The organism is Martelella radicis, from assembly GCF_014196625.1.
Taxonomy (GTDB): Bacteria; Pseudomonadota; Alphaproteobacteria; order Rhizobiales; family Rhizobiaceae; genus Martelella; species Martelella radicis.
The window spans coordinates 1-18,896 of sequence record NZ_JACIDZ010000025.1 but is presented as its reverse complement, the minus strand read 5'-3'; the positions used below and the strand labels follow the sequence as shown (position 1 = coordinate 18,896).

Annotated in this window: 16 protein-coding genes; 8 read left to right on the top strand and 8 right to left on the bottom strand. The window is 60.4% G+C overall.

The features are described 5' to 3' along the window. The first annotated feature begins 150 nt into the window (after window positions 1-150). Window positions 151-1,050: a LysR family transcriptional regulator gene (locus GGR30_RS22250; protein WP_183491310.1), complete on the top strand. Its 900-nt coding sequence runs from the start codon at window positions 151-153 to the stop codon at window positions 1,048-1,050. 9 nt (window positions 1,051-1,059) lie between these two features. Here GGR30_RS22250 and GGR30_RS22245 read toward each other — a convergent pair whose 3' ends face one another. Further along, a complete protein-coding gene (locus GGR30_RS22245; protein WP_183491308.1) occupies window positions 1,060-1,623 on the bottom strand; it encodes a cupin domain-containing protein in 564 nt (187 codons plus the stop codon). Window positions 1,624-1,772: 149 nt separating this feature from the next. Between GGR30_RS22245 and GGR30_RS22240 the strand changes: the two genes are divergently transcribed. Together GGR30_RS22240 and GGR30_RS22235 are read left to right on the top strand one after the other, a co-directional pair. Further along, entirely contained in the window at window positions 1,773-3,053 is a 1,281-nt protein-coding gene (locus GGR30_RS22240) for a 4-aminobutyrate--2-oxoglutarate transaminase (RefSeq protein WP_183491306.1), read from the top strand. Then, window positions 3,050-4,501 (top strand): NAD-dependent succinate-semialdehyde dehydrogenase, encoded by a 1,452-nt coding sequence (locus tag GGR30_RS22235; RefSeq protein ID WP_183491304.1) that lies wholly within the window; start codon window positions 3,050-3,052, stop codon window positions 4,499-4,501. The genes GGR30_RS22240 and GGR30_RS22235 overlap by 4 nt, the downstream gene beginning before the upstream one ends. 245 nt (window positions 4,502-4,746) lie before the next feature. Here the strand turns inward: GGR30_RS22235 and GGR30_RS22230 are convergent, their stop codons facing one another. From GGR30_RS22230 to GGR30_RS22205, 6 genes are all read right to left on the bottom strand, one after another. Then, on the bottom strand, window positions 4,747-5,853 hold the full coding sequence (locus GGR30_RS22230) for an ABC transporter ATP-binding protein (protein ID WP_183491302.1): 1,107 nt from the start codon (window positions 5,851-5,853) through the stop codon (window positions 4,747-4,749). A gap of 15 nt (window positions 5,854-5,868) precedes the next feature. Further along, entirely contained in the window at window positions 5,869-7,404 is a 1,536-nt protein-coding gene (locus tag GGR30_RS22225; RefSeq protein WP_183491301.1) for a DUF5060 domain-containing protein, read from the bottom strand. 143 nt (window positions 7,405-7,547) lie between these two features. After that, complete coding sequence (locus GGR30_RS22220) at window positions 7,548-8,384, bottom strand: carbohydrate ABC transporter permease (RefSeq protein ID WP_246414123.1); 837 nt, start codon at window positions 8,382-8,384, stop codon at window positions 7,548-7,550. 50 nt (window positions 8,385-8,434) lie between these two features. Beyond that, window positions 8,435-9,334, bottom strand: a complete 900-nt coding sequence (locus GGR30_RS22215; RefSeq protein ID WP_183491297.1) for a carbohydrate ABC transporter permease — start codon at window positions 9,332-9,334, stop codon at window positions 8,435-8,437. Between the two features lie 107 nt (window positions 9,335-9,441). Then, window positions 9,442-10,695: an ABC transporter substrate-binding protein gene (locus tag GGR30_RS22210; protein ID WP_183491295.1), complete on the bottom strand. Its 1,254-nt coding sequence runs from the start codon at window positions 10,693-10,695 to the stop codon at window positions 9,442-9,444. A gap of 204 nt (window positions 10,696-10,899) precedes the next feature. Next, window positions 10,900-11,724 carry a DeoR/GlpR family DNA-binding transcription regulator gene (locus GGR30_RS22205; RefSeq protein WP_183491293.1) on the bottom strand — a complete coding sequence of 275 codons (825 nt, stop codon included), beginning with the start codon at window positions 11,722-11,724 and terminating at the stop codon, window positions 10,900-10,902. A 236-nt stretch (window positions 11,725-11,960) separates the two neighbouring features. Between GGR30_RS22205 and GGR30_RS23720 the strand changes: the two genes are divergently transcribed. Genes GGR30_RS23720 through GGR30_RS22185 form a run of 4 tightly spaced genes read left to right on the top strand, consistent with a single transcriptional unit; the run spans window position 11,961 to window position 16,743 of the window. Next, on the top strand, window positions 11,961-13,427 hold the full coding sequence (locus tag GGR30_RS23720) for an L-fucose/L-arabinose isomerase family protein (protein ID WP_343066535.1): 1,467 nt from the start codon (window positions 11,961-11,963) through the stop codon (window positions 13,425-13,427). A 10-nt stretch (window positions 13,428-13,437) separates the two neighbouring features. Continuing rightward, window positions 13,438-14,316, top strand: a complete 879-nt coding sequence (locus tag GGR30_RS22195; protein ID WP_183491289.1) for a transketolase — start codon at window positions 13,438-13,440, stop codon at window positions 14,314-14,316. Continuing rightward, window positions 14,300-15,265 carry a transketolase family protein gene (locus GGR30_RS22190; RefSeq protein ID WP_183491287.1) on the top strand — a complete coding sequence of 322 codons (966 nt, stop codon included), beginning with the start codon at window positions 14,300-14,302 and terminating at the stop codon, window positions 15,263-15,265. Before GGR30_RS22195 ends, GGR30_RS22190 begins: the two co-directional genes overlap by 17 nt. After that, window positions 15,262-16,743, top strand: a complete 1,482-nt coding sequence (locus GGR30_RS22185) for an FGGY family carbohydrate kinase (protein WP_183491285.1) — start codon at window positions 15,262-15,264, stop codon at window positions 16,741-16,743. The genes GGR30_RS22190 and GGR30_RS22185 overlap by 4 nt, the downstream gene beginning before the upstream one ends. Window positions 16,744-17,000: 257 nt before the next feature. On the opposite strand, the gene GGR30_RS22180 is transcribed toward GGR30_RS22185, so the two are convergent. Further along, window positions 17,001-17,795, bottom strand: coding sequence for an IclR family transcriptional regulator (locus GGR30_RS22180; RefSeq protein WP_183491283.1), 795 nt, complete (start codon window positions 17,793-17,795; stop codon window positions 17,001-17,003). Between the two features lie 424 nt (window positions 17,796-18,219). On the opposite strand from GGR30_RS22180, the gene GGR30_RS22175 reads away from it, so the two are divergent. Then, window positions 18,220-18,896: tripartite tricarboxylate transporter substrate binding protein (locus GGR30_RS22175; RefSeq protein ID WP_183491281.1), on the top strand; the 677-nt coding region annotated here is incomplete at its 3' end.

Genomic DNA, 18,896 nt, shown 5'->3' with positions numbered 1-18,896 from the left:
GACTTTACCCTGATCATGATCGTCGCTTCGCCTGCTAAACCGATAAAATTCGGAATTTTGAGCGGAACGAGAAGACAATTCGTGAAAGCCGGGCTTGGCTATCCAAAAAACTGAAGAAACATATTCTGAAAATCAGAAGGGAACAGCGCAATGGCACTCAATCTCAGACAGCTCCGCTATTTCGTGGCCACGGCGGAACTGGGTCAGGTCTCGCAATCCGCCGTGCATCTTTCGATATCGCAATCGGCGATCACCACGGCGATCAAGGAGCTTGAACAGACCGTCGGCGCCACACTCTTCGATCGTACCGCCCATGGCATGAGCCTGACCGACGCGGGACGGCAGTTCCTTTCCCACGCCTACGAAATCCTGCAGAAGGTCGAGGAAGCGACGCAGCTTACCAGCTATACCGACGCCCTGTCCGGCATGCTGACGGTTGCCACCAGCTATACCGTCATCGGCTATTTCCTGCCGCTGCATATCGAAAGGCTGCGGCGACGCTTTCCGGGCCTCGATATCAAGCTGTTCGAGTTGAACCGCGAGTCGATCGAGGAAGGCCTGCTCACCAACCGCTATGATATCGCGGTTCTTCTGACGTCGAATATTCTCAACACCGAACTGACCACGGAAAAACTCCTGAGCTCCGAACGGCGTCTTTGGGTTCCTGCGCGCCATCCGCTTTTGAGTGCGGAATCGGTCGGGCTGATGGAAACGTCTGAAGAAAGCTACATCATGCTGACGGTCGACGAGGCCTCGCACAGTTCGCTGAAATACTGGAGCAGGACGGCGTTTCAGCCGAAGATCACGCTGCGCACCTCGTCCATCGAGGCCGTGCGCTCGCTGGTGGCCAATGGCCAGGGCGTGGCGATCCTCTCCGACATGGTGCATCGCCCCTGGTCGCTTGAGGGCCGGCGCATCGAGACGATCAATCTGCGCGATCCGATCCCCTCCATGGATGTCGGCCTTGCCTGGCGCAGGAATGCCGAGTTCACGCCGGCCATGGCCGCCTTTCGCTCCTATTTCCGGCAGGCCTTCCATATTCCGAATTAACAACCACGCTCAAAAGGTCGGCGGCGTGCTGGCGGAGACGATGACGCAGTCCTGTGGCCCCACCTGACGAAAACGATGCGGCTCGCGGCTATCGAAATAATAGGCGTCGCCGGGGCCCAGGATCTTGCGCTGATCGCCAACGGTGATCTCAACCCGTCCTGAAATCACGATCCCGCCCTCTTCGCCTTCGTGGCGATACATCACCCGGCCCGTATCGGCGCCCGGTCTGTAGGTCTCCTTCAGGATCATCATGGCGCGGCCGATGGAATTGCCCACCTGCTTCAGCGACAGCCGCTCCTTGCCGATCTCCGTCAGTTCCTCGGCGGCATAGAACACCTGCTTCTCGGCTTCCGGCGTGAAGGCGAAGAACTCCGAAAGTCCGATCGGAATGCCCTCGAGAATCCGTTTCAGCGAACCGACAGAAGGGTTGAGCCTGCCGGATTCGATCAGCGAGATCGTCGAGCTCGATACATTCGCGTTCTTCGCCAGCGCCCGCTGCGAAAGCTTGGCCCGTTCGCGCACGGCTCTTAACGTCCGTCCAAGCTCGATATCGTCATGCGATGCGCTGAGCATGCTTCAAATCCTCATCATTTCCGTCTCAGTATCAATTAAATCAATATCTTCTGCTTATCAAGAAACAGACTTTTTTGCCGATCGAAAGCCACATACGCTTCTTCCCACAAGGACGGCGGCAGGAACCGCCGGAAGAACAGGAGCAGCTTATGTTGAATTCGGACATCGCCACACGGCGGGACAAGGCAATCTCGCGCGGCGTCGGCATGCAAACGCAGATTTATGTGGACCGGGCAAAGAATGCGGAGGTCTTCGACGTCGAGGGCCGGCGCTATATCGACTTTGCCGCCGGCATCGCCGTGGTCAATACCGGCCATTGCCACCCGAAGGTCATGGCGGCGGTGGAAGATCAGTTGAAGCACTTCACCCATACCTGCCATCAGGTGCTCCCCTACGAGCACTATATCCGTCTTGCCGAACGGCTGAATGCCGCCGTGCCGGGCGATTTCGACAAGAAGACCGTGTTCGTCACCACCGGCGCCGAGGCGGTTGAAAATGCGGTCAAGGTCGCGCGTGCCGCCACAGGCCGCTCCGCCGTCATCGCTTTCAATGGCGGCTTTCACGGCCGCACCTTCATGACCCTGTCGCTGACCGGCAAGGTCGCGCCCTACAAGACCGGCTTCGGGCCGATGATGCCGGATGTCTACCACATCCCCTATCCTGCCGAACTGCATGAGACGTCGGCCGAAGACAGTCAGAAGGCGCTGAAGAGCCTGTTCAAGACTGATCTCGACCCCTCCCGTGTCGCCGCCATCATCATCGAGCCGGTACAGGGCGAAGGCGGCTTCTATCCGGCACCCGCCGAACTGATGCGCGCCATCCGCGCCCTCTGCGACGCGCACGGCATCGTCATGATCGCCGATGAGGTACAGACCGGCATCGGCCGCACCGGCAAGCTCTTCGCCATGGAAGCCTATGATGTCGCCGCCGACCTGACGACGATCGCCAAGGGGATCGGCGGCGGCCTGCCGCTTGCCGCCGTCACGGGACGGGCGACGATGATGGATGCGGCCGGCCCCGGCGGGCTTGGCGGTACCTATGGCGGCAACCCGCTGTCGATTGCCGCCGCCAACGCCGTGCTCGATGTGATCGCGGAAGAAGACCTCCTGAACCGCGCCAACAGGCTCGGCTCCTACCTCAAGCAGCGGCTTGAGGCGATCCGCGCGACGACGCCGGAGATCGCCGAGATCCGGGGACCGGGCTTCATGGTCGCTGCCGAGTTCATGACGGAAGACGGCGCGCCGAACCCGGAAATGACCAATGCGGTGCGGCTGGAAGCCCAGAGCCGCGGCCTCATCCTGCTGACCTGCGGCGTCTACGGCAATGTCATCCGCTTCCTCGCCCCGCTGACGATCGAGGACGAGGTGCTGGCGGAAGGCATCGACATTCTCGAGGCATCGATTGCCGCCGTGAAGGAGAAGCAGGCATGAAGCTGAAAGACCCGTCCCTTCTCGAGCACCGCGCTTATGTCAACGGCGCCTGGATCGAAGGCGACAGAACCTTCGACGTCTTCAATCCGGCCTCTGGCGACAAGATCGTCGCCGTCACCGATCTTTCCGTCGATGATATCCGCGCCGCAATCGACGCCGCCCATGCCGCAAAACCCGCATGGGCGGCACTGACTGGCAAGGAACGTGCGGCCTATCTACGCCGATGGTACGACCTGATGGTCGAGAACGCCGACGATCTGGCGACCATCCTGACGGCAGAGATGGGCAAGCCCTTACCGGAAGCGCGCGGTGAAATTCTCTATGGCGCAAGCTTCATCGAATGGTTCGCCGAAGAGGCCAAGCGCGTCTATGGCGATACGATTCCTGGCCACCAGCGCGACAAGCGCATCATCGTGATGAAGCAGCCGGTCGGCGTCGTCGGCGCGATCACGCCGTGGAACTTTCCCAATGCGATGATCGCCCGCAAGGTCGCCCCTGCCCTTGCCGCCGGCTGCACCTTCGTCGCCCGCCCCGCCGAACTCACACCGCTCTCGGCCCTTGCCATGGCGGTGCTCGCCGAGCGCGCCGGCATCCCCGCCGGCGTCTTCAACGTCATCCCCTGCGCCGATGCCGCAGCATCAGGCGCAGAACTCTGCGCCAATGAGAAGATCGCCAAGATCACCTTCACCGGCTCGACCCGCGTCGGCCGCATCCTGATGCGGCAATGCGCCGACACGATCAAGAAGATGTCGCTGGAGCTTGGCGGCAACGCCCCGTTCATCGTCTTCGACGACGCCGATCTCGATGCCGCCGTCGAGGGCGCGATGATCGCCAAATACCGCAATAACGGCCAGACCTGCGTCTGCGCCAACCGCATCTATGTCCAGTCCGGCGTCTATGACGCCTTTGCCGAGAAGCTGAAGGCAAAGGTGCTTGCCCTGAAGGTCGGCGACGGGTTCGAGGACGGCGTCAGTGTCGGCCCGCTGATCAGCACGCAGGCTCTGGCCAAGGTCGAGGATCATATCGCCGACGCCGTCACCAAGGGTGCAAAGGTCGTTGCCGGCGGCAACCGCTCAAATCTTGGCGCAACCTTCTTCGAGCCGACCGTCATGACCGGCGTGACGCAGACGATGAAGGTCGCGCATGAGGAAACTTTCGGACCCGTGGCACCACTCATTCGCTTCGAGAGCGAGGACGAGGTCGTCGCCATGGCCAATGACAGCGAGTTCGGGCTCGCCGGCTATTTCTACGCTCGCGACCTCGCCCGCGTCTTCCGCGTGGCCGAAGCGCTTGAAACCGGCATGGTCGGCGTCAATACCGGCCTGATCTCCACCGAAGTTGCCCCCTTCGGCGGCGTGAAGCAGTCCGGCCTTGGCCGCGAAGGATCGAAATACGGGATCGAAGACTATCTGGAGATCAAATATCTCTGCCTCGGCGGGATTGGCTGATCCGGCAAGGCGGCGTCCGAAACCCGTTGGAAGCGCTCATCCCGGGTGAGATACCCCGCGAAAACTGCGCAGAGCCTTTCCTGTGCCGGATGGATGCCCTGAGAAGGGTGCTGCGTGTGGTCGCTCAGCGGTCCGTCAGCAACACAGGCTACCCAACAGCCTGTGCAGGTCGTTTCGTGCAACAACCACGCTCTGCCCTTCGAAAAGACCGTCTGCGCCCATCCCAGTCCCCAGTCGCGACTGATCTACGACATGATGCTTACTGCCGCCTCCCGGGGCAGTTCCTCAGTGAGACGAAGCTCCGTTTCCGGATCGAAGAAATGCACCGCATCCGTGGCGAAGGAGAGCTTGATCGTATCGCCCGGATTGTGATCGACACGCTCGCGAAAAACGCAAACCAGTTCCTTTCCGTCGAGCCCGGCGTTCAGATGCGTTTCCGAACCGGTCGGCTCGATCAGTTCGACTTCCGCGCTGACATCATCAGCGCCGCCGATCGCGATATCCTCTGGCCTAATCCCGAGGACGACCTTGCGGCCGTTCCAGCCTGCAGGCGCCCGGCTCAGCGGGATCTGCAAGCCGGAGGGCAGACGCAGCGCCGGACCACCCTCCGTAGCGATCGTACCTTCGATGAAATTCATCGCCGGCGAGCCCAGAAACCCCGCCACGAACATATTGCGCGGATTGTCATAAAGCTCCAGCGGCGCGCCGACCTGTTCGATATAGCCGCCCTGCAGCACCACGATCTTGTCGGCCATCGTCATCGCCTCGATCTGGTCGTGCGTCACGTAGACGATGGTGGAACCCAGACGCTGGTGCAGCGCCTTGATTTCCGAGCGCATCTGCACCCTCAGCTTGGCATCGAGGTTGGAAAGCGGCTCGTCGAACAAAAAGACCTTCGGGTCCCGCACGATCGCGCGACCCATGGCGACGCGCTGACGCTGGCCGCCGGAAAGCTGAGCCGGCTTGCGCGCGAGCAGAGGTTCCAGCCCGAGAATGGCAGCCGCCTCGCCGACCTTGGTCCTGATCTCGTCCTTGTTCGCACCCTGCAGCTCCAGCGAGAACCCCATGTTCTGGGCCACTGTCATCTGTGGATAGAGGGCGTAGTTCTGGAACACCATGGCAATGTCGCGGGCCTTGGGCTGGAGATTGTTGACCACCCTGCCCTCGATCGCGATCTCGCCGCCGGTAATCGTTTCCAGTCCGGCGATCATCCGCAAAAGCGTGGATTTGCCGCAACCGGACGGCCCGACGAGAATGACGAATTCGCCATGGGCTATATCAACGGACACCCCGTGGATGACATCGACGGCGCCGTAGGACTTCCGGACGTCCCTGATTTCAACTGAAGCCATGTCGTACGCTCCCTGTTAGGCGGATTTTCTGCCGCGCGGCCTGACGCGGACGGCGAGATAGGGTTTTCCGGGCAGTTCCACGCCAAAGGCGGCATCGGCCACCCCGCCGCGCACCACTGATCCGTGACGGGTCGGGTGCGGCACCGGCGCAGGCACTTTTTTGGCCGGCGTGACAGTCATGTTCCATGTGTCGATAATGTCGATTTCATAGTCGCCGTCTTCTTGCGGGAAACCCGAAGACCAGATGACGGGCTGATGCTCGCCGAAATAGACATAGGTGACATTCTCATCGCCGGCGCCGGACACGCGGTTCCACGGGAAACCGAACGGCGTTGCGCCGAGCGGCGTAAGGCCGGTGGTGACATCCTCCTTGATGAGGTCGAGCAGAAAGCCGATCCGCTTGTAGCTCTCGCCATGAAGAACGCCTCCCTTCGCCCACCACAGGCGATCATCGGGCTGCACATAGGTTTCGCCATGGCCGGCATAGCCGCCGCGCATGACGGTGATCCAGAACCGGTGCACCAGTTCTTCCGCCGTGATGCTGCCCCAGCTCTGGACCAGGTTGCCTTCATACTCCGGCTCGTCATTGACCACCGGCTTGCCGAAATCGTCACGCCACTCGACCGTGCGTTTCACGTCCCAATTCTGGATGCAGACATGATCGACCCACGGCTTGCGGTGGTCGTAATTGGCGTCCGGATCGCCGTTGTGGATCGACTTCGGATGACGGTAGGGGTCGTTCTCCTCGATGATATGGAAGAACCGGTCCCACCGTTGCATCGGTTTGACGTCGATGAGGAAGTCGTACTCGTTGGCAAGCGACCACCAGACATTGTGATGGGCCGCGAGCCGGGCGACGAGATATTTCAGGTAACGGAAGTCCTGGGCCTCGCTCATCATGCAATAGCCCCAACGGTCATAGGGGTGGAAGATGATGATATCGGCCTGGATGCCCATGTCGCCGAGCGCCTTCACCTGATTTTCGAAATGCCGGAAGGCCTCGAAGTTGGGGCGGTCGCAATCCTGGCCCTCGCCGTTTGCTTTCGGCAGGTAGACATCGTGGAGCGGCTCGTTGTGGTTATAGGGATAGTCTTTCGGAAAGACGCACATGCGCATCTTGTTGAACTTCGTCTGCCTGAGTGTCTCAAGCGTCTTTTCCTGCTCGTCCAGCGGTTGATGTGTCCAGGCATAGCAGGTGGTGCCGAGCGGGAAATACGGCGTGCCGTCTTCGTGAGCGAAGTGGTAGCGATGGGCAACCCGCACGGGGCCATGATTGCCCGCATCCGCCGGTCCGACGGAGAAATCTCCCGTCTTGCCGTCAAGTGCTCCATCCGAAGAGACGGTTTCGAACCGCCACGCGCCTTCATTGTCCGGCATGAAACGGACCTTGTAGGTTCCATCGCCATCGTAGAAGCCCGGCACGGTCACCACGCGGTTTCCCTGGCTGAAGCGGCCGGACAGCTCGACATCGAGATAGGGATTGCCCGTTTCGGTGCCTTTCAGGCTGACTTCGAATACGGACCATTTCGATACGGTGGATGGAAACTGCATGGTACTCCTCAATTCTTTCCCGGAGCCTTTTCCGCTTCTTGTCTGAACCGCGAAAAGGCTCGTTCTTCTTGTTTCACGCAATTCCGGACGGTGAAGCGGTTTCCGCTTCGCGTGGAATTGCTATCATGCGCGCCGGCGAAGCCTCACCCCTTCACCGCACCGGATGTCAGCCCGGAGACGAAATAGCGCTGGAAAATCAGATAGACGATGGTGGCCGGCAGCACCGTCATGACGATGGCCGCGTTGAGCTGGCCGTAATCGCTGGAAAACTGCCCCTGGAAGCTCATCAGACCGAGTGGCAGGGTCCACATGCCCTGATCCTGCAGAAGGACAAGCGCCATGGCGAACTCGTTCCAGGTGTTGACGAAATCGAGAATGAACAGCGCCGACAAGGCCGGGATCGAGATCGGCAGGAAGATGCGCCGGAAAATGGTGAAATGCGACGCGCCGTCAATGCGCGCGGCCTCGCTCAACTCCTTCGGCACGGACTTGAAGAAGCCATGCAGGATGAAGACCTGATAGGGCACGCCGAAAGCGATATAGGGCAGGATGACGCCGACATAGGTATCGATCAGGCCCAGCCGGTTCACCAGCGTGAACAGCGGCGCCAGCATCACCTGAAACGGGATCATGGTGCCGAACAGCACGATCATCAGCAGCAGTTTGTTGAAGCCGACTTCGATCCGCGAGATGGCATAGGCCGCCATCGCCGAGAAGAAGATACCGAGCGGCACCTTGATGACCGAAATGATGACGCTGTTGAAGAAGGTCGTCGCGAAATTGCCCCGGCCCCAGGCATTCGCATAGTTCGAGATCTCGAGAGAAGAGGGAAAGCTGAACGCCCCCGTCATCATCACGTCCTTCGATGTCTTCAGGGACGTGAACAGGATGAAGATGAAGGGCGCTACCCAGATCGCGGCGACGGCGACCAGACAGATCCACAAGGCGATCAGAACCGGGTCACGGGAAGGCTTCAGCATGGTGGCCTTTGCCTCTTCCTTTTCGCGACCGACAGCAATCGTTTCGGCGGTCATTGGTGGGCCTCCTCGCGTTTGCGCGACCAGTTCATGTAGGGCACGACGATGGCGAGCGTAATCACCAGAAGCACGACCGAAATGGCGCCGCCCCGTCCGAAGTCGAAGATCTGCATCGCCTGGGTGAAGGCCCATAGCGCCAGCATCTGTGTGGATTGGGCCGGACCGCCGCCGGTCATGCCGTAGATGATGTCGAACGCCTTGAGCGAGTTGATCAGCGAGAGGACGAGCACGATCGTCATGGTCGCCTGAAGCGCCGGCAGCGTGACATAACGGAAAACCTGCCAGCGGCTGGCACCATCAATCAGGGCAGCCTCGACAAGCGATTTCGAGACACCCTGCAGACCGGCGAGAAACAGAACCATGGAAAAGCCCACGGACTGCCAGACATAGGCGACGAAAACCGAATAGAGCGCGATGTCGCGGTCACCCAGCCAATCCTGGATCAGCCCGTCAAGGCCCCACGCGGTGAGAAGCTGATTGAACAGGCCGAAGAACGGGTCGTACATCCAGCGCCACATGGTGGCGACGGCAATCGGCGCGATGATGACAGGAAGGTAATAGAGCGCACGCAGGCTTCCGCGCGCGAAAATCTTCTGGTTCAGGCCAAGGGCCAGCAGCAATCCGATCATCGGCGGAAAGATCACGGACAGGACGGTCCAGATCACGGTGTTGCGGAAGGCAACCCAGAACACCGGGTCGCGCGTGAAGATATGCTTGTAATTGGCAAGCCCGACCCATTCGCGGTTCGGGTCAAGCCCGTTCCAGCGCTGGAAGCTCAGGATGATCACATCGATCATCGGATAGATCGCGAAAACCGCGTAGATGATCAGGGCAGGCCCCAGCAGGACAAAGGCCTGATAACGGTGATCGTGCAGCGTGTGCTTCAGATTCATGATTCCACATCCTCGGAATGGTCACCGGCCGGGCGGGCCACCGGCATGGACCGATGGCGGCCGGGCCCAAGAGGGTCCGGCCAGCCTTCGCAAACGGCAGGAGGACGTCAGCCGCGATTGTCGATGAAGGTCTGCATTTCTCCGGCGGCCTCGGCCGGCGCGAGATTGCCGGACGCCACATCGTTGATGACACGGAAATATTCGGTGGTGACATCCAGCGGGAAGGCCTGGTCACCATTCACGAAAGTGCCCTTGGCATTGGCAAAGATCTCATACCACTCGTTTTCAAGCGGCAGGGCGTTCTCGTCGAGATCGACATTCGTGTTCACCGAGATCGCGCCGAACGTTCCCTTGATCTTGTCCTGGTATTCGTCAGAGGTGAAATATTCGAAGAATTCGGCAGCCAGGTCCGGATCATCGGCCTTGGTCGAGATGTAGAAATACTCGGCAAAGCCATAGAGCCGCTCGGTGCCTGTGGGGAACGGAAAGACCCCGAACTCGTTGACATCGGTGACCTCGTTCAGCTGATTTACCAGCCAGTCGCCTTCAAGCATCATGGCCGCGCGTCCGGCGACATAAAGGTTGAAGGACTGCGCCTGGTCGATCCCCATGAACGGCGACAGGATATAGTTCTCAGCCCACATCTGCATTTCCGCGAAGGCGTCTGTCGCACAGGCCGTTTCCGTCCAGTTGAGCTCCATCGCCATCAGTGCGTCATGGGTCTCGGCACCGCATTCGGTTTCGAGAAGATTGTCCATCAGGCGCATCAGATGCCAGTTGACCGTTCCGCCGAAGGTGAAGGCCGGGATGCCCGCATCCGCCAGCTTGCCGGCGGCCGCCACGAGTTCGTCATAGGTCTGCGGCTCGCTTTCGATGCCCGCTTCCTCGAAAAGCGCCTTGTTGTAATAGATCGCCTCGCCGGAGAAACGGAAAGGAATACCATGCATGCCCTCGCCAAACTGGCCGGCAAAGGCAACGGAGGGAGCCGAGAGGCGGTCGGCCCAGCCGTATTCATCGTAATATTTCGAAATGTCGGCACTCAAACCAGCAGCAACATATTCGCCGCCCAGGCCGAGGCCCGCCCAGCTCATATAGATGTCGGGGCCGGTGGATGCGCCTGCGGCAACGCGAAGCGCCGTCTTGTGCTCGTCGATGCCGCGCTGAACGATCTCGACATCGACACCCGGATGGCTCTCCTCAAAGCCGGTCGCGGCGTCCTTCAGAGCCTGCACCTGCGCATTCGATGTATAGGCAATGGTCCAGATGGTGAGCTTCTGCTCCTGCGCCTGTGCAGCGGCAGCTCCCATACCCGCCAGGGCCACGCCGGCCATAAGCGCCTTACGCATAGTCAGTTTCGCCATGTTCTCCTCCCAGGGCTTCACTACTTTCGATTAATGACGATTATCATGGCGAACTTTCGATAAGTGTCAATATTTTTTTGTTTACCTCCAATTTCTTTTGTTTTTTTGGCGATCGCGACGGATCCCGCAGACCAAATGTCGAGATAGCGGGAAAGCACGCCCGGTCAGGGACGTGCAGCAAGAAGGGATTCGGCAACAACAGCGTCAGGCGATGATGATTTCGATGCCGTGGCGCTCGAGCGCCTGGGCATCCTTGTCGCTGATACCCGCATCCGTCACGAAGGAATGAATCATGTCGAGTGCACCAAGGCGCGTGAAAGACGCTCGGTTGATCTTGGAAGAATCGGCAACGAGGTAAACATGCGAGGCCGCACGGATCATGGCCTCTTTCAGCTGCAGGTCTGCGAAGCTCGGATAGGTCAGTCCCGCCTCGATCCCGACGCCGGCGGTCGCCAGGAACAGCTTGTTGGCGAATATGTCTCGGAAATATTCGACCGATTTGTCGCCGCTCAGCGACAGGGTCGGCGCCTTGAACTGGCCGCCCGGCATATGCACGGTGAAACCCGGCACGCTACCCAGCATGAGCGCAATGTTGAGCGCATTGGTAATAACCGTCAAGTTCTTGTGATTTATGAGATTTTGAGCCGTCGCGGTCGTCGTTGACCCGGCATCCAGAATAAGCGTCTCGCCATCCGACACAAGCCCGGCGGCGACCCGGCCGATCGCTGCCTTTTCGGTCATGTGGTCATGGTGTTGCAGCGAAAGCGTCTGAACCTGCTGCGGCATTGTCTTGAGGTAAGCACCGCCATGCTCCCTGACGATATGCCCCTCATTCTCCAGCCGCTCCAGATCCTGGCGTATGGTCGCCTCCGAGACTTCGAAGGCGACGGACAGATCGCGGACCCTGGCACTCCCCTCTTCTTTCAGCCATTCCATGATCTTCAGCCGTCGCGGCTCGGCCAGCAGAGCCTTCCTGTCGCCACTTGCAACTTCAGCAGCCGAAGACCTTCTGGCGCTACTTCTTGCCATTTCCCTATCCCTTTCAGTCGACGATCGCGGACAACAGCCACCGTGTCTGCGGAACCCAAGCATCTGCGGCTACCTTCGCGATACGCCGAGCAGCCCCGCAACTCAATCCATACCTTAGAAGCGCAGAAGCATCAAAGAAAAACAGAAATTCTAGATTGACAAAGTGATTAAAAACACAAATATTCGAGAAAATTCGAAAATCAATAATGATTGCCGCATCGCCGGGAGGAGGCTCAGTGCATCATTTCCAGAAGAAGATCACATTCGGAATCGTGGTCGGCAGCCGCCAGTTCTTCAATGGCGCTCCGGCGGTGGAAAGCCGCAAACAGGTGATCGAACAGCTCTCACGGCTTGATATCGACCATCGCATTCTCCCGTTCGACGCAACGGAAAACGGCGCCGTGCAATCGCGCGAGGATGCCGCCTTGTGCGCGCGCTTTTTCAAGGAACATCGCGACGACATCGACGGCATCGTGGTTCTGCTGCCGAATTTCGGCGATGAAATCGCCATCGCAGAAACCCTTGCAGGCGCCGGGCTGAATGTCCCGGTTCTGTTGCAGGCCTCCAATGACGAGGTCGACAAGGTCGATGTCCATTCCCGCCGTGACGCTTTCTGCGGCAAGATCTCGGTTTCCAACAATTTTTATCAGTACGGCATCGATTTCACCGACACGACCACCCATACCTCCGATGTCGACGGTGATGAATTTGGCGCGGACCTCGAACGTTTTGCCCGCGTCTGTCGCACCGTACGCGGGCTTAAGAACGCGCGTATAGGCTCCATCGGCGCCCGCACCGGCTCGTTCCAGACGATGCGCTATTCGGAGAAGCTGCTGCAGAAAAGCGGCATCACGGTCGTCACCGTCGACCTGTCCGAGCTGATCGACCGAGCCGGAAAGCTCGCCGACAGCGACAGCGAGGTCGCAGCCAAGGTCGAAGCGATTACCCAGTACGGCCACATCCCCGCGCATATCGGTCGCGAGAAGCTGGTGCGCCAGGCCAAATGGGGCGTCACCGTCGATCGCTGGATCGCGGAAAACGAATGCGATGCCAGCGCCATTCAGTGCTGGCGCTCGCTGCAGGACAATTTCGGCTGCGCGACATGCGTATCCATGTCGATGCTGAGCGAAAAACTGATGCCAAGCGCCTGCGAGGTTGATGTGATGGGGGCAATCTCGATGTACGCCCTGTCGCTGGCCTCGGGCGCACCGGCCGCCATTCTCGACTGGAACAACAACTATGCCCGCGAGGCGGACAAATGCGTCTGTACGCATTGCGGCAATTTTCCGAGAAGCTTCATCGGCGCGGAGCCGGAGATCTCCGAGCTCGATGTTCTGGGCACCGTGATCGGCAAGGAAAAGTGCTTCGGCGCGGTCAAGGGCAAGGTGAAGGCCGGTCCGATGACCTATTTCCGCCTGTCCTCCGACGATACCGCCGGGACGCTCAAGGCCTATGCCGGCGAAGGCGACTTTACCGACGACCCCTTCCCCATGGATGGCGGCATCGCGGTGACCTCCGTGAAGAAGCTGCGTGCGCTCATGGGCTTCATCGTCCGCAACGGCTTCGAGCACCACGTCGCCATGGTCCGCGGCCATCACGGCGACGTCGTCGAGGAAGCCATCACCCGTTATCTGAAATGGCCGCTTTACCGCCACGGCGGCGAAAGCGAAGCGCTCTGTCCGCCGACCAACACGTTCACATGAGGCCAGACGAATGAGTACCGTTACCCTGCCCGCCGGCATCACAAGGGCCGGCCTGTCATCTGATCCGAAGGAGATCGTGACCTTTCTTCGAGAAAAGGCGACGCATATCCGCCGCAATGCCCTTTCGATGGCATTCGAGGCGCAACTCGGACATCCCGGCGGCGACATGTCCGTCACCGATATTCTGGCGACGCTGTTCTTCGGCGTGATGCGCTATGACCCTAAGGAACCCGATGCGCCGGAGCGCGACCGCTTCGTCATGAGCAAGGGCCACTGCACCGGCGCATTCTACGCGGCTCTGGCCGAGGCGGGTTATTTTCCGCACGCGGAACTGTCGACCTATATGGGGCCGCTCTCCCGGTTGAACGGCCACCCGAACCGCAATTACCTGCCCGGCGTCGAAACCAATACCGGCCCGCTCGGCCATGGCATGCCCGTCGCCGTCGGCATGGCGATCGCCGCCAGGCTGGATGGCTCCGACCGCCGTGTCTTCGTTGTCACGGGCGATGGCGAGCAGCAGGAGGGCAGCAACTGGGAAGCCGGCATGTTGGCCGGCCATCGCAGGCTCGACAACCTCACCCTGATCATCGACCGCAACCGGCTGCAACAGGGCGCCAGGGTGGAAGAGACCAACACGCTTGAACCGCTGGCCGACAAGTGGCGCGCCTTTGGCTGGGAAGTGCGCGAATGCGACGGGCATGATCATGCAGCCCTTCTTGAGCACCTCGCCGCCCCCTCGGCGGGAAAGCCCCGCTGCATCATTGCCCACACCATCAAGGGCAAGGGCGTTTCCTTCATGGAAGACGAGGTGCACTGGCACCACGGCGTCCTGAACAGGAACCAGTATGACCAGGCAATAGGAGAATTGAGCGATGAGCGCGCTGGCTGAGAAAGAGGAAAAGCTGTTTGACTGCCGCGTCGCGTTCGCCTCGACGCTGGAAGCGCTGGCCGAGGAGAACGCCTCCATCGTTTCAGTCGTCAACGACAGCGTCGGCTCGTCAAAGCTTGGCGGCTTCCAGAAGCGTTGGCCCGAGCGCCTGGTCAATGTCGGCATTGCAGAGCAGAACATGGTCGGCGTCGGCGCCGGTCTTGCCAATGGCGGCAGGGTTCCCTTCGTCAGCGCCGCCGGTTGCTTCCTGACGGCCCGCGCGCTCGAGCAGATCAAGGCCGATGTCTGCTACACCAACACCAACGTCAAGCTCGTCGGGCAGTCCTCGGGCATCGCCTATGGCGAACTGGGCCCGACCCATCATTCGATCGAAGATATGGCCTGGCTGCGCGCTTTGCCGAACCTCAGGATCATCGTCCCCTCGGATCCGTGGGAAACAGCGGAGGCGGTCAAACTTGCGGCAAGCCTTGAGGGCCCTTTCTATCTGCGGATCAGCCGCTTCCCGGTTCCCGAACTCGCAAGGCCCGAGGGCGCGAAATTCCGCCTGGGGGCCGCGGAGACGCTGAAACCAGGCCAGGACGCGGCGATCATTGCCAATGGCGTCATGGTGCACCGCGCCTTGCAGGCGGCCGAACGCCTTGTCGATGAGGGAATCGATGCCCGCGTGATCAACATGTCCTCCATCGCCCCGCTCGATATCGACGCCATCGTCTCCGCCGCCGAAACAGGCGCGATCGTCACCGTCGAGGAAGGCTCTGTCCGCGGTGGTCTTGGCGGAGCGGTGGCCGAGGTCATCGCCGAGCATCGACCGGCCCGGCTCAGGATCATGGGCTTCCCGGAATTCGCTCCGACAGGTTCCATCTCGTTCCTCTATTCGCATTTCAACCTGACGGCGGATGGCATTGCAGCCTCCGTTCGCGGCGTGCTTGAGGCGGGACACGGAAAATGACCGGGCATATCCTTTCAATTGATCAGGGCACGACCAACACGAAAGTGCTGCTGATCAATGAGGAGGGCACGATCACCGCAACCGGATCGGCTGGCCTTGAGGTCACCTATCCGCGATCCGGTTGGGCGGAAACCACCGGGGACGCCATCTGGAAAAGCGTGGAGACCGCCATCGCCGCTTGCCTTGATGCGGCCGGTGATGTCGCCATCGCCGCCATCGGAATCTCCAACCAGCGAGAATCCGTTCTCGTCTGGGACAGGAAAACCGGCAACCCCATCGGCCCCTGCATCATCTGGCAGTGCAGGCGTTCGGAGGAACGGCTTGCACCGCTGCGCACCGCTGAAAATGAGCGCCTTGTCCGAAATATCACCGGGCTCAGCCTCGACCCGCTGTTTCCGGCCGCCAAGATCGGCTGGTTGCTCGACAACGAACAAGGCGCGCGAAAGGCCGCCGCCGAAGGCCGGCTATGCGCAGGCACCGTCGACACCTACCTTCTCTACAGGCTGACAGGCGGCCAGAGCTTCAAGACCGACGCATCAAACGCATCGCGAACCCAGCTTTTCGATATCTCGGCCGGCAAATGGAGCCCGGAGCTTTGCAGTCTGTTCGATGTCCCGTCAGCTCTTCTCGCCGAAATCTGCGATAGCGACGACAATTTCGGCGAGACACAAGGGGGGCTGGTTCTGCCTGCCGCCATCCCCATCCGCGCCATGATTGGCGACAGCCACGCCGCACTTTTTGCCCACGGCGCGCGCCAGCCGGGCGTCATCAAGGCGACCTATGGCACCGGCACCTCGATGATGACGCTGACCGAGGCACCATTGCATTCCGAAAACGGTCTCTCCACAACGGTCGCCTGGCGACGCGGCGGAGAAACGCTCTATGCGCTTGAAGGCAACATTACCGTCTCCGGCCAGGCCGCAGCCTTTGCCAGCACCATGCTCGGGCTCGACGGTCCTGCTGAATTGTCCACGCTTGCTCAAACCGTCGGGGACGCGAACGGCGTAGCCTTCATTCCTGCGCTCGCGGGCCTTGGCGCGCCATATTGGGATGCGAGCGCACGAGGGACGATCTCCGGCCTGTCGCTCTCGACAAGACCCGCCCACATTGCCCTGGCGACGCTTGAAGCAATCGCCATGCAGGTCTGCGATGTCGCTGACGCCATGGCAGCGGATCTCGGTGTCGAGATCACCGGCTTGCTCGCCGACGGTGGCGCGGCGGCAAACGGATTTCTGATGCAGTTGCAGGCCGACCTTCTGGGTGCAGAAGTGAATGTCCCCTCGCTCAATGCATTGAGCGGCTATGGCGCCGGCCTTGTGGCCGGCATCGCAACCGGGCTTTTTGCGGACGAGGATGCCCGTGACCTCGCACACAAGGCCGCGCTCACATTCATGCCGGGGGAAGCCAGCCTTGACCGCCTGAGGCGACGCAAGCATTGGCGCAACGCCATCGAACAGGCCCGGTGCCCTTGTCGTTGAACAGTCCGGAAACACCGGGGTTTTCTGCAAAAGCCTTGCGCTCGATTGGGGCACAAGGACGGCATTGGCTGGCGCAAGCATCGCCGTCTATCATCCGATGCGCAAGCGATGGCATAAGTACCGGGCGCACCAGACCTGAGACCCTCCGTATTGAGAGCGGCCGCGACGGGTGACGACAGGGCGCTATTTTCCGATGCCGACGAGCCCCTGATCTCCCGAGCCGCCGAACTGCAAGGCCCGGAGAACCGGCCGGACGCTCAGTCGTGCCAACCAAGGCGCTGGGAGATCACGCGCGCCTGATAGACGACGATCTTGGCCAGATCCGGGATTTCGTTTTCGGGAATCTGCCAGGCCGGGCCGTTGACGCTGATGCCGGCGAATACGCGGCCGTTCTGATCGTGGATCGGAGCGCCGAGACATCGCAGTCCTGGCTGATGCTCCTCATTGTCCACGGCATAACCCTTCTCGCGAATTTCGGCCAGAGCCCTTCGCAGATCATCGGGATCGGTCATTGTCTGGTCGGTATAGCGCGACAGGCCCGCCGCAATCACCCGCTCGACGGCGTCTTCCGTCTGAAAAGCGAGGATCGCCTTGCCGATGCTCGTGCAATGCACCGGCGCGTTCTCGATCATGCCCGCTTTGGTATGGCTTTCGTTTCCGGCACCCACACGGTGGATGACAACGGCCTGCATCCCGTCGAAAACAGCCAGATGAACGGTCTGGCCGGTCATGTGCTGAAGAGATTCCATCATCGGCCGGGCTTCCCGGCGCACATCGAGATTGGCGAGCACGATATCGCCGAACTCGAACAGCCGGAGCCCCAGGCGATAGCTGTCACGCTCCCTGTCCTGATCCAGGAACCCGACCTCCCGCATGGAAGCCACCAGCCTGTGCGTGGTGCTCTTGGGAAACCCAGTCCGCTGGCATATCGTCGCAAGCGACAATGCACGGTCGTTGACCGAAAAGCACTCCAGGATGCGCACCACCTTCGACAGCGACTTCAACCCCTCGTCGCCTCTGGTTTTTCCCCGTGCTGTCTGATCGTCTTTCATTATTACCCCCAAAAACGTTCCATGAACCTGCTTGCCATAATAAGGAATTCAATCCTGCTATACGGAACATCTAAATCGTTTCAGACTCAAGGTAAGTTTTGAAACGAATTTATCGAGAGACACCATAACCGATCTTCACTGCACCGTAAATCCCGCTATTCGGAACGCTATTCTTTTTTTTGGGATTTCGGTTGACAGACTTAGTCTCCGGTGAGAGCATTATTTCGCGGTACAGCGTTCCGTTATGCGGTATTGTTACAGGGAGGTTTGATCTGACGTTCAACGTCACTGCGAAGCGGCGGGGCCGTTTCTGACCGCAAAGGGCAGCGGCTTTCCTGCCCGCGTCAAACAAAGAGGGATTCTGGACCGCAGGGCCTCGTCGGCTCTTTTCGGAACCCAAAAGGAAGATTGGGAGGAGAATTCAATGAATATTCTGAAGACGCTTCTGGCGACGACCGTGATCGTTGTCGGCGGTATTTCGGCAGCGTGCGCCGAATACCCGGAACGGCCGATCACGCTGATCGTGCCCTGGGGCGCGGGCGGCGGAACGGATGCCACCGGGCGGATCCTGGCTACGCTGATGGAAGAAGAGCTGGGCCAGCCGATCAATGTCGTCAACCGCACCGGAGGCGGCAGCGTCATCGGCCACAAGGCGATTGCCGATGCCGACCCCGATGGCTACACGCTCGGCATCATCACCACGGAACTCTCGATGTTCCACTGGCTCGGCACATCCGATCTGACCTATCAGGACTTCACGCCGATCGGCCTCTACAATGCCGATCCTTCGGCCGTGGTTGTCAGAGCCGATGGTCCGTTCGGAAGTATGGATCAGCTCACGGCGGCGATCGAAGAGGATGCCTCGAAAATCCGTGCCGGCGGCGCAAATCAGGGCGGCGTCAATCATCTCGCCTATGTCACACTGGTGAACGAGCTTGACGGCAACAGGGCCTTCTGGGTGCCGACAGAAGGCGCGGCTCCGGCCCTGCAATTGCTGGCGTCCGGTGCGATCGATGTCGGCGTCGTCCAGCTTCCCGAGGCTCAGGGATTGATCGATGCCGGCGAACTTAAGGCGCTGTCGATCCTCGGCACCGAGCGCGA

Coding starts and splice junctions, on each gene's coding strand:
- GGR30_RS22250 (WP_183491310.1), top strand. CDS start 151: ATGGCACTCAATCTCAGACAGCTCCGCTATTTCGTGGCCACGGCGGAA.
- GGR30_RS22245 (WP_183491308.1), bottom strand. CDS start 1,623: ATGCTCAGCGCATCGCATGACGATATCGAGCTTGGACGGACGTTAAGA.
- GGR30_RS22240 (WP_183491306.1), top strand. CDS start 1,773: ATGTTGAATTCGGACATCGCCACACGGCGGGACAAGGCAATCTCGCGC.
- GGR30_RS22235 (WP_183491304.1), top strand. CDS start 3,050: ATGAAGCTGAAAGACCCGTCCCTTCTCGAGCACCGCGCTTATGTCAAC.
- GGR30_RS22230 (WP_183491302.1), bottom strand. CDS start 5,853: ATGGCTTCAGTTGAAATCAGGGACGTCCGGAAGTCCTACGGCGCCGTC.
- GGR30_RS22225 (WP_183491301.1), bottom strand. CDS start 7,404: ATGCAGTTTCCATCCACCGTATCGAAATGGTCCGTATTCGAAGTCAGC.
- GGR30_RS22220 (WP_246414123.1), bottom strand. CDS start 8,384: ATGCTGAAGCCTTCCCGTGACCCGGTTCTGATCGCCTTGTGGATCTGT.
- GGR30_RS22215 (WP_183491297.1), bottom strand. CDS start 9,334: ATGAATCTGAAGCACACGCTGCACGATCACCGTTATCAGGCCTTTGTC.
- GGR30_RS22210 (WP_183491295.1), bottom strand. CDS start 10,695: ATGGCGAAACTGACTATGCGTAAGGCGCTTATGGCCGGCGTGGCCCTG.
- GGR30_RS22205 (WP_183491293.1), bottom strand. CDS start 11,724: ATGGCAAGAAGTAGCGCCAGAAGGTCTTCGGCTGCTGAAGTTGCAAGT.
- GGR30_RS22195 (WP_183491289.1), top strand. CDS start 13,438: ATGAGTACCGTTACCCTGCCCGCCGGCATCACAAGGGCCGGCCTGTCA.
- GGR30_RS22190 (WP_183491287.1), top strand. CDS start 14,300: ATGAGCGCGCTGGCTGAGAAAGAGGAAAAGCTGTTTGACTGCCGCGTC.
- GGR30_RS22185 (WP_183491285.1), top strand. CDS start 15,262: ATGACCGGGCATATCCTTTCAATTGATCAGGGCACGACCAACACGAAA.
- GGR30_RS22180 (WP_183491283.1), bottom strand. CDS start 17,795: ATGAAAGACGATCAGACAGCACGGGGAAAAACCAGAGGCGACGAGGGG.